Here is a 14,920-nt window from a genome sequence, read left to right as displayed (position 1 = left end):
ACGTCGGAATTTTTCGACGTTTCTTTTTTACTCAGTGATGATGGCTACCTTCGCCATTAGATGAATTTGAATTGTCACCACCTGGTTTATTAGGCTTTTGCTCATTTTCGGTGGAATTGCCAGAATTAGAATCATTTTGATTATTATTCTGACCAGAATCCTCGGAGTTATTTTCATTTCCGTTAGTAGACTGTTGATTTTCCTTCTTACTTTTAGATTTTCTTTGGTTTTTATTTGATTGTCTAGCGGTACCATTTTGCTCATTTCGAGTTGAATTATTTTCTTGGGTATTTGTAGTCGATGAAGAATTATTATTATCGGCTTTTTCATCATCTTCATCATAATCACTACTGTCATCAACAATACCAATAGGAGAGTGACCCCGCACGAACAATTGCCAGTCGCCAGTTGATGATACTTCAGGCGGATTTGAATTGCGAGCAATTCTAGCTCTGATGACAGAATCAGGTTTTTGCCAGTCAACATTTTCTTTATTTCTCATTAAATAAGACATCATATTCTTATAAAACAATTGAGCAGATTGTTGACCGATACCAGAAATTGTACCGTCCTTTAAGTTATCATAACCAGTCCAAACGCCTATTGAATAGCTTTGAGTGTAACCAACAAACCATGAATCTTTCGGAGTTGACCTGTAATTAGGGTAACGGGCTAATTCTTCTTCAGAATATTTAACAGAACCGGTTTTACCAGCTTGGTGCAATCCTTTAATTTGCGCATTCTTTCCAGAACCGTTCTTTATGACACCTTTAAGCATATCTGTAATCATATAGGCTGTGGCTTTACTCATTACTCGAATTCCTTCGGAATCGTAATTTCTTGTTAAACCATCTGGCGTTTCAATTTTCGAAACAAATTGCGGCTTATGGTAGACGCCCATTGTAGAGAAAGCACTGAATGCACCTGCCATTTGTAGACTGGAAGCATTAGCACCGATGGCAACAGAAAGACCAGAGTCTTTAGGAATATTAATATCCATTTTACCGGCAAATTTAGCTGCGCGCTTAATGCCGACATCCTTCAAAGTTTTAACAGCCGGAACATTTCGTGATTGTTCCAAGGCGTGTCTCATAGTCATGACGCCATCATATTTATTGTCCCAGTCATATAACTGAATATTAGTGCCCGGATAGACATATTTGCTGTCGTCCAACATTTTAGCAGTCGACCAATTAAGATATTCAATTGCCGGGCCATAATCTAGCACAGGCTTGATTGACGATCCCGTTGAGCGCGAAGTTTGTACGGCACGATCCAAACCTAACTGAACTGAAGAAGGTAAGTGTCTACCACCTAAGATCGCAATTACGTGACCATTGCTTGGGTCAACTACTGAGGCACCAATTTGCATTTTATCATTAGTAAATGGAATAGTACCATTGTTAGCCAATTCGTAAAGTTTTTTCTGCGCCTTTTGATCCATATTAATGGTAATTTTCAAATTATCACGAAACGGATCAAAACCTTTAGCTCTGACTTCAGCAATTGCTTCCTTGACATAAGGATCATTGATTTTACGTAAATTCGATTGTTTACGTTTGTTATGAGGTTTTAACCCCTTTTTTACGCTTTCTTTAACTGCCTGATCATATTGCTCCTGAGTAATCTTTTTGTTGTTTAACATTGCCTTTAAGACTATGTTCCGACGATACTTGGCATATTGCGGATAAGTATAAGGATTATAAACGGTTGGTCTATTAGGCATTCCCGCTAACATTGCTGTTTGCGCCAAGTCTAAATCGCCAATTTTTTTACCATAATAGAAATTAGCAGCCGTACCAATACCAGTATTGCCGTAATTCATATAAACCTTATTAATATAAAACTCTAAGATTTCATCATGACTGTATTCACGTTGTACCCTCATAGCCAGCCAAGCTTCCTGTGCCTTGCGCCGCAGGGTACGTTGTGATGCGGAAGTTGAAAATTTGGTCAGCTTAACGAGTTGCTGCGTAATAGTCGAACCACCAGCCGAAATACTTTTACTTTTAGCATTAGTAAGCATCGATCCGACTATACGGATAGGGTCGATACCCAAGTTATCCCTATAAAAGCGCTTGTCTTCAACTGAAACAATAGCATCTTTTAACAACTGTAAGTCTTTGCTGTCTTTAACATAAAGCCTTTTTTCAGTCCCAAGCGACATGATGAATTTGCCATTAGTATTATAAATACCTGATGAACCACCGCTTTCTAAATCAGCTCTACTGATATTAGGAGCATCTTTTGCATAAAAAGCAAAGAGCCCGACACCAGCAATTAATAGGAGAAAAATTCCTAAAAAAGCCCATTTGAGTATTCTGCGCCATAATGGTTTAGGTAAATTCTGGCGATAATTCTTCCGTGATTCACGACCATTATTTGAGTTAAAGTTTTTATTCGTCATCTTTCATTTTCCTATCCGAGATAAAGTGATCTACAGCTTGCAAATAGGGAAGGGTTGGTTGAAAGCCGCTCTTAATCTCTATTGACCATTCCTCAACTTCTTTTAATGTTAATGAGCTCTTATCTTTTGTCCACCAGGCTTTGATAATTGCACTTGCCGGAGTAACAAAATAGCGATTTAAGCTCGTAAATCCAATTATTGTAAAGCAAATTCCTTTTTGCTTCAAGCATTCTGCTAAATGGACTATTTGATGTTCATGAAAGTTTTTTAAAGGGAAATTGGTCTTATTCTTAGTTTCTTTAGCCTCAAAATCTAGATAGTAGCCATTATAAACACCATTATAATCAGTCGTTGATTCTTGACGAAAGTAAGCTTCTTTGATCACTGCCCGTGACCTTTTAGGATAATCAACTTTCACAATTTGAACTGGTGTCGGCTTTTTGTGTACTACAGCTATTTCTTTAACACGGTAATACTTATTAGATTCATTAATCATTTGCTCAAGGTTCATTCCTCGATCAGAAAAATTAATATTCTTATGTTTTCTTTTTTGACGTTTACTTTGAGACTTATAATCTGTTTTGCGAAAAGCAGCTGAGCTGCCGGTTGGATATTTGACCATCAATCTCACTCCTGCTAGCATTATAGCAATAAAGAAAAAGTTTTTGAACAAGGAGCCATTTGTTTCATTATGCAAAGACTATGGATTACTGGATACCGCAATTACGAATTAAATACATATAGTGATAAAGATCCTAAAATTAAAATCATTAAATTAGTTTTAAAAAAGCATATGACTAACTTGCTGGAAAATGGTCAGCTTGATTGGATAATTACTGGGGCAAATTTAGGAGTTGAGCAATGGGCAAGTGAAGTTGCTATTGAATTACGTGATAAATTTCCTGTGCGTGTTTCTATCATTATTCCCTATGAAGAATTTGCCAGCAGATGGAATGAAAGCAATCAAGAAAAGTTTTTGACCTTAAAAAGTCAAGTTGATTTCTTTGCCTCAACTTCCAAAGAACCGTATCATAGTCCAGTGCAACTGCGAAATTATCAAAACTTCATGTTAATGCACACAGACGGTGCCCTAATGATATATGATACGGAAAATCCTGGTAAACCTAAGTTTGATTATAATTTAATCAGAGATTATCAAAAAACGACAGATTATCCGCTCGAATTAATTGATTTTTATGATCTACAAGATGAAGCTGAAGAATATCAAGCAAATCAAGAAGATAAATTCGATGAATAAAATAATAACTTTGTTTAAAAGTTAACATTTTAGTTTTAAGCTAGATTAGTTTTTGCTAGAATAAGGGGGATTGGAAAAGGAGTTGTATATTATCATGGCAGATTTAAATGATATTCAACTATCCACGAAGGATATATTAAAAAAACAATTTAGAACTAAAGTTAAAGGTTTAGACCCAGATGAAGTAGACGCTTTTTTAGATAAAGTGATCGCTGATTATGATACCTTTGAACAAATAATTGAAGATCTTTATGGCCAAATTGGTAAACTTCAGGGTGAACTGATGGAAGACCAACATAAAGAAAACTCCCTTCAGAATCAAAGAACAAGAACAGAAAGTCTTTCTTCCACTTCTGAAAATATACGTACATATACACCTAGTCAGCAGCGAGCAAGTCAAAACTTTGGTTCAATGAATGAAGAAAATTCTCAAGCTGAAAATTCCACTAACATGGCTATTATTCAGAGAATTTCTACACTTGAGCGCAAAGTTTATAACCTTGAACAACGAGTTTATGGGTTACAAAAAGAATAAGCTTTGTTATAATTTTTAATGGTGCAAATTTTGAGCAGTCGCGGTTTGACATGTAAATGATCAAACTGAGGAAAGTCCACGCACGCACAAGCTGCGATGCTTGTAGTGATCGTATTTAGCCCAATAAGCTAAAGAATCTACAATTTTGAGCAGAAATAACAAATTTAACAGCTTAAAAAATTTAGATTACGGCGAAAAAAATGCTAAGTCCTACTAAGGATATGCATGAATATTCTGAAAAGTGCCACAGTGACGAAGCAAAGATGAAAACATTTTTGGTGGAACGAGGTAAACCCTGCGAGCGTGCAACCCAAACTTGGTGGGGGCGTTTCAATCTAAGAAATTGAACTAAAGATTGGATTGTTATTATTTAACAAAGATAGATGGCTGCTAAAGGTATTTATGCCGCAAATACCTGAACAGAACGTGGCTTATAGAAATTTGCATTGGCAGCGTTGAGCTTTTCAAAGGGCTCAACGCTTTTTTTAAAAAGAAAGAGTCGAAGATGGGAAAATATCAACTTTATACAACAATGGGTGTTGGATTCGAGAGCGTTGTTGCTAAAGAACTGCAAGCACTGGGATATAAAACGCGAACTGAAAACGGTCGTGTTTTCTTTAATGGTGATCAAAGTGATATCGTTAAGACAAATTTGTGGTTGAGAGCAGCAGACCGCGTTAAAATTCTGCTTAAAGAATTTTCTGCCACTGACTTTGATACGCTTTATAACCAGGTCTATGATATTGATTGGGCTGAATTGCTACCAGTTGACGCTAAGTTCCCAGTTAGTGGTCGTTCCGTTAGGTCAAAATTGCATTCTGAGCCCGGAATACAGTCAATTGTAAAAAAAGCAATTGTCAATAAAATGTCTGACCAATATCATCGGCGGGGTTTTTTGCCTGAAAGTGGCAATGAGTATCTTCTTGACATACATATATATAAGGATACTGCCAGAATTTCACTTGATACGACCGGCTCAAGCTTATTTAAAAGAGGCTATAGAATAGAACATGGCGGTGCCCCGCTTAAAGAAAACTTCGCAGCTGGTTTGCTCAAACTTACTCCTTATGACGGTACTCATCCATTGATTGATCCTATGACAGGTTCTGGGACTTTAGCAATTGAAGCGGCTTTAATTGGCAAGAATATCGCACCTGGAATATGGCGTCAGTTTGCATTTGATGGCTTTGACTGGTTTAATCATTCGCTGCACCAAGACATGGTGAATGAAGCTAAAAGCCAAATCAAGCCTCTTGAGCAGCCAATTTGGGCTTGTGATATTGACCAATCTATTTTAGAAATAGCAAAACTAAATGCCAATAATGCCGGTGTTTTACAGGATATTTATTTTAAGCAAGTTGCTGTGAAAGATTTTGCTACAGATTTGGAAAATGGCATCCTAATTGCTAACCCACCTTATGGAAAAAGACTAAAGGACCGCAAATCAGCAGAAGATCTTTACCAACAAATGGGAGAAACGCTTTTAAAATACGATAGTTTCAGTCAATATTATTTAGTTGGAGATCCAAAGTTTGAAGAATTTTTCGGTAAAAAGGCAACGAAAAAACGGAAATTATTCAATGGTAATTTAAGAGTTGACTTTTACCAATACTGGACTAAGAAAAATGATCACAAATAAAGCAAATACGGAATTCTGGGTCATTACCGATACGCATCTGATTGCTGACAGTTTACATGACGATGGTAAAGCATTTCAGCTTATCCAAGGTACCAGCCAAGGTAAGGATTTAAATTACCAAGAAACTGCCTTGCGGGCTTTTTCTGATTATACCAACGAAAAAAAGCCTGCTGCTATCATAGTCACAGGTGATGTCACATTCAATGGTGAACTTATTTCTGCGCAAAAGTTTGCCGAAATATTTGATAGGCTAAAAGAGACAAAATTACTGGTGCTACCCGGTAACCATGATATTTATGATGGTTGGGCCAGATCTTTTCGTGGGACTAATCAATTATATGCTCATCAAATAAGCCCAGAAGATTGGCGGAATATTTTCAAAAAATCGTATGATTGCGCACATAGTAAAGACCCCAATTCATTAGCCTACAGCGTTAAGCTAAATAGTCAATATCTTTTGCTTTTACTCGATTCCAATATTTATGGTACCCACGAAGCAAGTGGTGCCCCAACTACAGAAGGACAATTAGGGGAAGAACAGATTTTATGGTTACAAAGACAATTAGAGCAGGCAAAAAAAGAGGGCTTGCGGCCACTGCTATTTTTGCACCATAATCTTTACGTTCATAATCCAGCGGTTAATCGCGGATTTGTTTTAAACAATGCCCAATTATTAGGACGTTTGTGTCAAGATTATGATGTTAAGATTGTCTTTTCCGGGCATATTCACGCGCAAAACATTGTTGGTCCTAAGGAAAAAGTTCCAGCGACCGAAATAGTAACTTCAAGTTTTTGTTCTTATGATCAGGCTTATGGCAATGTAAAAGTCAGTCCCAATTGTGTTAGCTATGAGCGCAAAACGTTTGATATGAGTCCTTATTTGACCGCAGAGGAGAGGCAAAATAAAGAGTTAACCCATTTTCATTCGTATTTAAAAGAAATTCAAATTAGGAATTTAGTAGGTAACACGAATAAAAAAGATCATTTAAACGTTGAAGAATCTCAGTTATTACAAAAAGTTAACCATCTTTTTATTGAAATGAACTACCAGTACTTTACTGGACATAATCATATTGAAAAAAAGCAGCTTAAAAAGCTTTACAATTCTCCTGAGTTTAAACTTTTAGTCAGTCAAAGACCAAGATTTAGTAAGTATATGAAGACATTATTTGATACCACTGATCATAGTAACTTAAAAGCTAAAATTAAATATTGAGGAAAGAAGATCGTATGAAAAAGAAACATTTTGTCATTTTGGGACGGTGCGGCTTGATTTATTTCAGTTGGGTTTTTATTGTGTTGCTTTTAAGCCTAATCTTGTTATATGAAAGCACTAAAGTCTTTAATTGGCCAGCACTAATTTGTGCCTTAGTCTTTGTTATGCTGCTTTTTTATACATATTTTTATTCTTATTGGAATGAGAACATTTTGAAATTACCATTTCGCACACGGATAAAGAAGGTGGCAGCACCACAGATTGTGCTGCAATGGCATTGTTTTAAAATTTATAAAATAAAAGTTGCAGAAGTAGGGCAATATTTTTTACTAAGATGTGAAAAATAAAAAGTGGGTTTTTAGCCCACTTTTTTACTTTCTAAGAGGAAAGTTAGCGTTATTCTTAATTTATGGCTAGTAATGAATAAAAATCATGCAATATTTGTTATAATTGAAATGATTAATTAAAAGGTGGGACCTAAATTCTAATATGAAAAGAGTATTACTTAAAATGGAAAAATAATTTTAAAATTTAAATATACAGAAAGAGGCATGCGCAATGAAAACAGATATTCAAATTGCACAAGAAGCACACGCATTACCCATTAGCGAAATTGCTGCTAAAGTTGGTTTAAATAGCACAGATATTGAGCCATACGGCAATGACAAGGCTAAGATTAATTGGCAGGCGATTAAAAAGACGTTAGCAACTAAGCACTTGGGTAAACTTGTTTTGGTTACTTCAATTTCACCTACTCCTGCAGGAGAAGGTAAGTCGACTATGACAATTGGTCTGGCAGATGCCATCAACAACCAGTTACATGAAAAGACCATGATTGCTTTAAGAGAACCATCCATGGGACCAGTTTTCGGCTTAAAAGGCGGAGCAACTGGCGGCGGACAAGCGCAAGTAATTCCTATGGAAGATATTAACCTTCACTTTACGGGTGATATGCATGCTTTGACAGCTGCTATTGACACATTGGCTGCTTTAGTTGATAACTACATTTATCAAGGAAATGCAATCGGTCTTGATCCTGATAGAATCTTATTAAAGCGCGGAATTGACGTTAATGACCGTAGTTTAAGAAACATCACTGTCGGTCAAGGTTCCAAATTTAACGGCGTGGAGCACAAATCAAGTTTTGCAATTACTGTTGCTAACGAGTTAATGGCTATTTTATGTTTGGCCACCGATATTGACGATTTGAAAAAAAGAATTGGTTTGATGTTAGTTGGTTATACCAAGGAAGATAAACCAGTTTACGTTAGTGACCTTGGGTTTGAAGGTGCGATTGCGGCTTTACTTGCCAATGCCCTTAAACCTAATCTTGTGCAAACTATCGAACACACACCGGCTTTGGTTCACGGCGGTCCTTTTGCTAATATTGCTCATGGCGCTAATACTGTCATTGCCACTAACTTGGCTTTGCACTTAAGTGATTATGTATTGACCGAGGCAGGATTTGGCAGCGACTTGGGCGGTCAAAAGTTCATGGACTTTGTTTCGGGTCATTTGGATAAAAAGCCCGATGCCAGTGTAGTGGTTGCCACCGTACGTGCCTTAAAATACCAAGCTGAAGGTACTACAGATAACTTAAGTACTGAAAATCTGTCTGCTTTACGTAGCGGTTTTGCAAATCTTAAGAGACATATGAATAATATGCGAAATTACGGCATTCCCGTTATTGTTCTAATTAACCATTTTGCAACAGATACTGAAAATGAAATTTCACTCTTACAGCAATTGATTAAAGATGAAGGAATTGATTCTGTTGTTGTTGATTACCACGAACAAGGTTCAAAAGGTGGAGTAGAGGCAGCAAAAGCTGTAGTTAAACTGGCAAATTCTGGCGTTGGGAAACTGAAACCTACATATCAAAAAGATGATGATGTAAAAACTAAAATTGAAAAAATAGCTCAAAAAATCTATCATGCCTCAAAAGTTGAGTACAGTGAAAAGGCTGAAAAAGATATTCACGAGCTTGAAAAAATGGGAAAGGATAAATTACCCGTAATTATTGCTAAAACACAATATTCATTCACTGACAACCAAAAATTGTTGGGTGCACCAACTGATTTTACTTTGCATGTCAAAGGAGCCAGTTTGAAAAATGGTGCTGGTTTTATAGTTATAACGACAGGGCATGTTTTAGACATGCCAGGTTTACCAAAACACCCAGCTGCTTTAGAAATTGATGTAGACAATAATGGTAAAATCAGCGGTTTATTTTAATTTTATCAATGCAATTTTTTTATTTATTAATTTCATTACTAATCGTTGCTTCAGATCAAGCTTTAAAGTTTTTTATAGTCAATAACTATCAACTGGGAGAAACTCATCAGGTTATTCCGCATGTTTTTTCATTGACATATATTCAAAATGAGGGGGCAGCCTGGAATATTTTACCCGGTCAAATGGGACTTTTTTACCTGATTAGTGCAATTGCCATTGTGGTTTGTTTATATTATCTGCTAAGAAAAAATTTTAATAGCAAGATTTTCAGCTCTGGGGTAGCCTTAGTTTTAGGTGGTATTATCGGGAATCTAATTGACCGTATACACTTAAAGTATGTTATTGATATGATCCAAGTCGAATTTATTCATTTTAATATTTTTAATATGGCTGACTCTGCCATCACGATTGGAATAATTATGGTGTTTATTTATCTCTTATTTTTGGATGAAAGTGAAAAAAATAATGCCTGATAAATACCAATTCATAATCAAAGACGAACAGGGTAGATTAGACAGTTTACTTGCAAGTAAAATTCCAAACTTATCGCGGACAAGAATCCAGGAATTATTGCGTGATAAAAATATTTTGGTAAATGATAAGGTTGTTAAACCTTCTTATAAAGTACAAAAAAACGACTTAATTGTTGTTACTATTCCGCAACTAAAACCACTAGCTATGATACCAGAGGATATACCGCTCGATATTATATATGAAGATCAAGATGTCCTTGTGGTTAACAAACCTCAGGGAATGGTGGTCCATCCAGCGGCCGGACATCCAGATCATACACTTGTTAATGCACTGCTATTTCATACCAAAAATTTAGCACAAAGTCCTGAGGGCTTTCGTCCTGGAATTGTTCATCGCATTGACAAAGATACTTCGGGTTTATTAATGGTAGCCAAAAACAGTTTTGCACGTGAGAGCTTAGAAAATCAATTAGCACATAAAACTAATAAAAGGTTATATTTGGCAATTGTTCACGGTAATTTTTCTGAAAAATCGGGGGTAATAAACGCTCCTATTGGACGCGATCACTTTAACCGTAAAAAGATGGCAGTGGTTGAAAATGGTAAAGAGGCTGTCACACACTTTACTGTACTCGAACAATTTCACAATTATAGTCTAATTGAGTGTCGCCTTGAAACTGGCCGTACTCATCAAATCAGGGTACATCTTTCATATATTGGTCATCCAGTTGCTGGTGATCCATTATATGGTCCCCAGCATAGTTTAAAAGGCCACGGTCAATTTTTGCATGCTCAAATTTTAGGTTTTAAGCAACCACATTCAGGTAAATGGCTCGAATTTAAGGTTGAGCCTCCGCAAATCTTTTTAGAAAGACTGACGGAATTAAGAAAAAAGTGATTAAATGAAAAGATATTTAATTCTTGAAGATGGCAATTATTTCCCTGGAGAAGGGTTAGGAGCTTCGATTATTTCGACCGGCGAACTAGCCATTCAAACAGGTAATTTTGGCTATCAGGAAGCTTTAACAGATCCAACCAATACCGGTAAGATTTTAGTGTACACTGCTCCAATGATTGGGGGAAACGGCATTAATGCAATTGATTATGAAAGCATTAATCCGACCGTGAAAGGTATCATTGCTAATGATGTTGCTCAAAATATTTCTGATAGCGAAAATTTTCAAGATTTGGACTCATTTTTAAAAGAAAAAAATATCCCTGCTATTTATAACGTGGATACGAGGGCTTTAGTTCATCTTTTAAATAAAGAGAAAACTATCAAAGCCTCAATTATGGATACCAATGATGAACATGCCTTTGATCAAATAAGAGCATTGGTTTTACCGAAAAATAAATCAGCTAGTGTTTCTACTAAAAATGCTTATGCTGTTCCTAATGTGGGCAAAACCGTGGCCATTATTGATTTGGGTTTAAAACATTCAATGCTTAGAGAGCTGTCTTTGCGTAAAGTTAACGCCACCGTCTTGCCTTATAATGTGTCAGTTCCTGACATTAAAAATTTACGTCCGCAGGGTATAATCATTTCTGGTGGACCCGGCAGAGTAGACGAGCTTAGAGAAGATCTTGAACCGATCTTGAATGCTTTTTATGGTCAAATCCCTATATGGGGAATTGGCTTAGGTTTCTTGGCATTAAGTGATTTCTTGAAATTCGAATTAGTTGATTTACCGCAAGTATATAACGGTATCAACTTTCCCGTGATAGAGCAAAATTCAAATCAAATTTGGCAGGTTGCTATGAATATTGACCAGTTAGTTTTACCTAGTAGTGTTCAATTCGCAATGGAAAACGAATTTTATGATCTCCACAGTGAACTGCTGGCAGGTTTTAGCAATAAGGCAAATAAGGTAATTGGAACTGCTTTTAATGCGGAAGGAGCTCCAGGCAGTCTTGATGCTCTGCCAATATTTGATAACTTCGTAAAGATGATGGTGTAATTATGCCTTTAGCAAATGATTTAGATAAAGTGTTAATTATTGGATCTGGTCCAACCTTAGTTGGCAAGGTTTCCGAAACTGACTTGTTAGTTAATGACGCAATCAAAGCACTTTTTGAAGAAGACATTCAGATTGTTTTAGTTAATCCTAATCCGGCAACTGTTTCTACTGACAAAAAGTCTGGATTAACCGTTTATCTTGAACCAATGACGTTGGAATTTCTTAAGCGCATAATCCGTATGGAAGAACCTAATGCTATAATTTCAGCATACGGTTCTACAACCGGTTTAAAAATAACACGTGAATTGGTTAAAGACGGTATATTACAACAAATGGGAGTTAAGTTGCTAACTCTCAATAACCAAACTCTGATGATGGACAACCATCAGAAAATGAATGCTTTTTTAACAGCTAATAATATTGAAGTTAACAAATATTGGAATTTAACTGACTTTAGAGTTGATAACTTAGAAAAACAAATTTCTGAACAAGTTCAATTCCCGCTTATGCTAATCAAAGAAAATCAGTCATCTCATAATGAGCAAATTGTTTTTGAAAATCTGGCTGACTTGCTGAATTACCTGAAGAAAGAACAACAAAAAGAGCATTTTTCATATAGCAATTATCATTTATCTGAAGACCTTTCCACTTGGGGCGAAGTCATTGCCAATGTCATTCGTGACAGTTCTGGAAATGTTCTTTTTACTAATTTAGCAGATACTATTGAATCTGTAGGCATTAATGCTGGTGACTCGGCAACAGTAATGCCGGCTTTGACACTCAACAATGATCAAGTACAACAAATCCGCACAATTGCTAAAAAAATTGCTAACAAACTTCAAATCGTGGGAATTTTGAATATTCATTTTGCTGTTAAACATCAGGGTACAAAGTTTGCGGTCAAAATTTTGTCAATCAAACCCAGATTAACGCGCAGTGCAATTTGGGCCAAAAGAGTAGGACTATATAGTTTAGGCTACATTGTCTGTAAAATCGCATTAGGTTATCGGTTAGATGAAATTACAGATCCATTATCAGGACTAAATGCTGCAGTAGAACCTACTTTAGATAAAGTAGCTATTAGAATGCCTTTCTGGTCACTAACACAATCAGGTAGTAATCACTATCTTTTAGGAACAAAGTTGCAGGCCAGCGGTGAAGCAATTGGAATAGGTACTAACTTTGAATCAGCTTTTTTAAAAGGCTTAGCTTCAACTGTTAACGTCAAGATGTCAATTAACGTCTTTCGCAGTGAAAAAACTAAAGACAAGTCAGAAATCATAGATGATTTAAGGCATCCCGATGAATTACATTTAATTAAGTTGTTAGCCGCAATAGCTAAAGGCTTTAATTACAATGAATTGCAGGACATTATCCATATTCATCCAGTATATTTTCAGAAGCTTGAAAATATAGTTAAAATTGCTCAGAAACTGGCCGATGAGGCATTGACGGATAATTTATTGCTTGAAGCGAAAAAAAGGGGTTTTCGCAACGTCTTAATTTCTCAAGTGGCTCATATCAGTGTTAGTGCCATTAAAAAACGTCTGGAAAAGCTGCATTTAAAACCAGCCTACCAACAAATAGATGGGACAGCAGGAACCATTAAGCCTTTGGTAAACGCATATTACGGTGCTTTTGGCGTTCAAGACGAAAGCATTCCACTCACAGCACGCAAGAAGGTGCTAGTGGTCGGTATGCTACCTTCACAAGTTTCAGTTACGAGTGAATTTGACTACATGATTAGTCATGCTTTAGATACTTTACATAAAAATAATTATGACACTGTTTTGCTATCAAATAACGACGAATCTGTTGCTATTAGTTATAAAAGGACAGACAAGGTCTATTTTGAACCAATTACAGTTGAAAGTATTCTCCATATCGCTGAAAAAGAGCATATCAAGGATGTGTTAATACAATTTTCGGGAAAAGAAATTAACGCTTTATGTAAAAAATTGATTGAAAATGGATTGAATATCCTAGGCAGCGGTGACATTAATCCTAAAGATCGAATTGAACAGATACTTAATAAGCCGTTAAAGAACTTAAACCAAAATAAGCTTTTAACAACAGTAGATAAGTCTGAGGCTAAAAAATTTATTAATGAGCATGGTTTTCCAATCTTAATTGGCGGTTTTAACAATATGGGAGTTAAACAAAAGTCTGCCGTAGTTTATGATTTACCTGCTCTTAAAAAGTATTTGCACGAAAATCAGCTTTCGAAAGTTAGCTTATCTCATTTTATTGAAGGCAATAAATATGAGATTACTGCTATATCCGATGGTCAGAATGTAACTATTCCCGGTATTATTGAGCATTTAGAACAAACTGGATCTCATGCATCTGATTCCATTGCAGTTTTTAAACCACAAAATCTAGCAAAAACTGGTAAAAAGCACTTAACCGACTTTACCATTGCACTGATTAAACGTTTGAAAATGCGGGGCATTTTTACACTCCATTTTTTGATTGTAGACAAGAAAATTTATTTACTTCAAATCAAGCCCTATGCGGGGCATAACATCGCTTTTCTCTCTAAAGCACTCGGTCAAGACATAACTGAGTGTGCCACAGAGGTGCTTATTGGTAGTAATTTGCCCGAATTAGGATTTAAGAATAGCCTGTGGCATTCAAATAATTTTATTTTTGTCAAAATGCCCGTTTTCTCATATATTGATTACCAAAGTGAAAATACTTTCGACTCAAAGATGAAGTCTTCAGGATCAGTTATGGGTAGAGACACAGAGCTAGCAAAAGCTTTGTATAAAGGCTATGAAGCAAGTGGTTTACGTATTCCCAGTTTTGGCACGATCTTTATTTCAGTACGAGATGAGGATAAGAAAAAAGTAACAGAATTGGCCCAACGATTTTACCGTTTAGGTTTTAAAATAATTGCGACGGAGGGGACGGCTAATTGCTTAGCTGAAGCTGGTATAACAACGGGAATTGCTTCAAAAATTAACTGTGGCTCAAGTAGTCTATTAAGTAAAATAAGACAGCATAAAATTGACATGGTTATTAACATTACTAATTTATCAGATTCTGCCAGTGATGATGCGATTAGAATAAGAGATGAAGCTCTCAATCAAAATATCCCTGTATTTTCCAGTATTGAGACTTCCGAACTCATTTTATCTGTTTTAGAATCACTGTCTTTAACAACGCAACCGATTTAACAGAAAAAGAAACGAGGATG

Annotated in this window: 11 protein-coding genes and 1 other RNA gene; 10 read left to right on the top strand and 2 right to left on the bottom strand. The window is 36.1% G+C overall.

Annotated elements, in window-relative coordinates; translation table 11 throughout:
- Positions 1–31: 31 nt before the first annotated feature.
- Together LACWKB8_RS04570 and recU are read right to left on the bottom strand one after the other, a co-directional pair.
- Positions 32–2,407, bottom strand: coding sequence for a transglycosylase domain-containing protein (locus tag LACWKB8_RS04570; RefSeq protein ID WP_082229342.1), 2,376 nt, complete (start codon positions 2,405–2,407; stop codon positions 32–34).
- The gene (gene recU, locus LACWKB8_RS04565; RefSeq protein ID WP_038522619.1) at positions 2,397–3,029 is read right to left on the bottom strand and encodes a Holliday junction resolvase RecU; all 633 of its coding nucleotides are present in this window, start codon (positions 3,027–3,029) and stop codon (positions 2,397–2,399) included. The genes LACWKB8_RS04570 and recU overlap by 11 nt, the downstream gene beginning before the upstream one ends.
- 69 nt (positions 3,030–3,098) lie before the next feature.
- On the opposite strand from recU, the gene LACWKB8_RS04560 reads away from it, so the two are divergent.
- The 10 genes from LACWKB8_RS04560 (at position 3,099) to LACWKB8_RS04515 (ending at position 14,900) form a co-directional block, all read left to right on the top strand.
- On the top strand, positions 3,099–3,665 hold the full coding sequence (locus LACWKB8_RS04560; protein ID WP_038522616.1) for a DUF1273 domain-containing protein: 567 nt from the start codon (positions 3,099–3,101) through the stop codon (positions 3,663–3,665).
- Between the two features lie 94 nt (positions 3,666–3,759).
- Entirely contained in the window at positions 3,760–4,200 is a 441-nt protein-coding gene (locus LACWKB8_RS04555; RefSeq protein WP_038522613.1) for a cell division regulator GpsB, read from the top strand.
- Between the two features lie 26 nt (positions 4,201–4,226).
- Positions 4,227–4,639, top strand: an RNA gene (gene rnpB / locus LACWKB8_RS09135) — RNase P RNA component class B.
- A 66-nt stretch (positions 4,640–4,705) separates the two neighbouring features.
- Positions 4,706–5,839: a class I SAM-dependent RNA methyltransferase gene (locus tag LACWKB8_RS04550; protein WP_038522610.1), complete on the top strand. Its 1,134-nt coding sequence runs from the start codon at positions 4,706–4,708 to the stop codon at positions 5,837–5,839.
- Entirely contained in the window at positions 5,826–7,055 is a 1,230-nt protein-coding gene (locus tag LACWKB8_RS04545) for a metallophosphoesterase (RefSeq protein WP_038522607.1), read from the top strand. The genes LACWKB8_RS04550 and LACWKB8_RS04545 overlap by 14 nt, the downstream gene beginning before the upstream one ends.
- Positions 7,056–7,613: 558 nt before the next feature.
- Positions 7,614–9,290, top strand: a complete 1,677-nt coding sequence (locus LACWKB8_RS04535; RefSeq protein ID WP_038522601.1) for a formate--tetrahydrofolate ligase — start codon at positions 7,614–7,616, stop codon at positions 9,288–9,290.
- Between the two features lie 8 nt (positions 9,291–9,298).
- The gene (lspA, locus tag LACWKB8_RS04530; protein WP_038522599.1) at positions 9,299–9,763 is read left to right on the top strand and encodes a signal peptidase II; all 465 of its coding nucleotides are present in this window, start codon (positions 9,299–9,301) and stop codon (positions 9,761–9,763) included.
- On the top strand, positions 9,756–10,661 hold the full coding sequence (locus LACWKB8_RS04525; protein WP_038522596.1) for an RluA family pseudouridine synthase: 906 nt from the start codon (positions 9,756–9,758) through the stop codon (positions 10,659–10,661). The genes lspA and LACWKB8_RS04525 overlap by 8 nt, the downstream gene beginning before the upstream one ends.
- 4 nt (positions 10,662–10,665) lie before the next feature.
- Positions 10,666–11,721, top strand: coding sequence for a carbamoyl phosphate synthase small subunit (locus LACWKB8_RS04520; protein ID WP_038522593.1), 1,056 nt, complete (start codon positions 10,666–10,668; stop codon positions 11,719–11,721).
- Between the two features lie 2 nt (positions 11,722–11,723).
- Complete coding sequence (locus LACWKB8_RS04515) at positions 11,724–14,900, top strand: carbamoyl phosphate synthase large subunit (RefSeq protein WP_038522590.1); 3,177 nt, start codon at positions 11,724–11,726, stop codon at positions 14,898–14,900.
- The last annotated feature ends 20 nt before the right edge of the window (positions 14,901–14,920 follow it).

The organism is Lactobacillus sp. wkB8 (assembly GCF_000761135.1).
GTDB classification, from domain to species: Bacteria; Bacillota; Bacilli; order Lactobacillales; family Lactobacillaceae; genus Lactobacillus; species Lactobacillus helsingborgensis.
This window is presented reverse-complemented; position numbering and strand designations above follow the sequence as displayed.

Excerpts from the sequence above, each read along its gene's own strand:
- lspA (WP_038522599.1), top strand. The coding sequence starts at position 9,299 with ATGCAATTTTTTTATTTATTAATTTCATTACTAATCGTTGCTTCAGAT.
- LACWKB8_RS04545 (WP_038522607.1), top strand. The coding sequence starts at position 5,826 with ATGATCACAAATAAAGCAAATACGGAATTCTGGGTCATTACCGATACG.
- recU (WP_038522619.1), bottom strand. The coding sequence starts at position 3,029 with ATGGTCAAATATCCAACCGGCAGCTCAGCTGCTTTTCGCAAAACAGAT.
- LACWKB8_RS04550 (WP_038522610.1), top strand. The coding sequence starts at position 4,706 with ATGGGAAAATATCAACTTTATACAACAATGGGTGTTGGATTCGAGAGC.
- LACWKB8_RS04515 (WP_038522590.1), top strand. The coding sequence starts at position 11,724 with ATGCCTTTAGCAAATGATTTAGATAAAGTGTTAATTATTGGATCTGGT.
- LACWKB8_RS04535 (WP_038522601.1), top strand. The coding sequence starts at position 7,614 with ATGAAAACAGATATTCAAATTGCACAAGAAGCACACGCATTACCCATT.
- LACWKB8_RS04520 (WP_038522593.1), top strand. The coding sequence starts at position 10,666 with ATGAAAAGATATTTAATTCTTGAAGATGGCAATTATTTCCCTGGAGAA.
- LACWKB8_RS04570 (WP_082229342.1), bottom strand. The coding sequence starts at position 2,407 with ATGACGAATAAAAACTTTAACTCAAATAATGGTCGTGAATCACGGAAG.
- LACWKB8_RS04560 (WP_038522616.1), top strand. The coding sequence starts at position 3,099 with ATGCAAAGACTATGGATTACTGGATACCGCAATTACGAATTAAATACA.
- LACWKB8_RS04555 (WP_038522613.1), top strand. The coding sequence starts at position 3,760 with ATGGCAGATTTAAATGATATTCAACTATCCACGAAGGATATATTAAAA.
- LACWKB8_RS04525 (WP_038522596.1), top strand. The coding sequence starts at position 9,756 with ATGCCTGATAAATACCAATTCATAATCAAAGACGAACAGGGTAGATTA.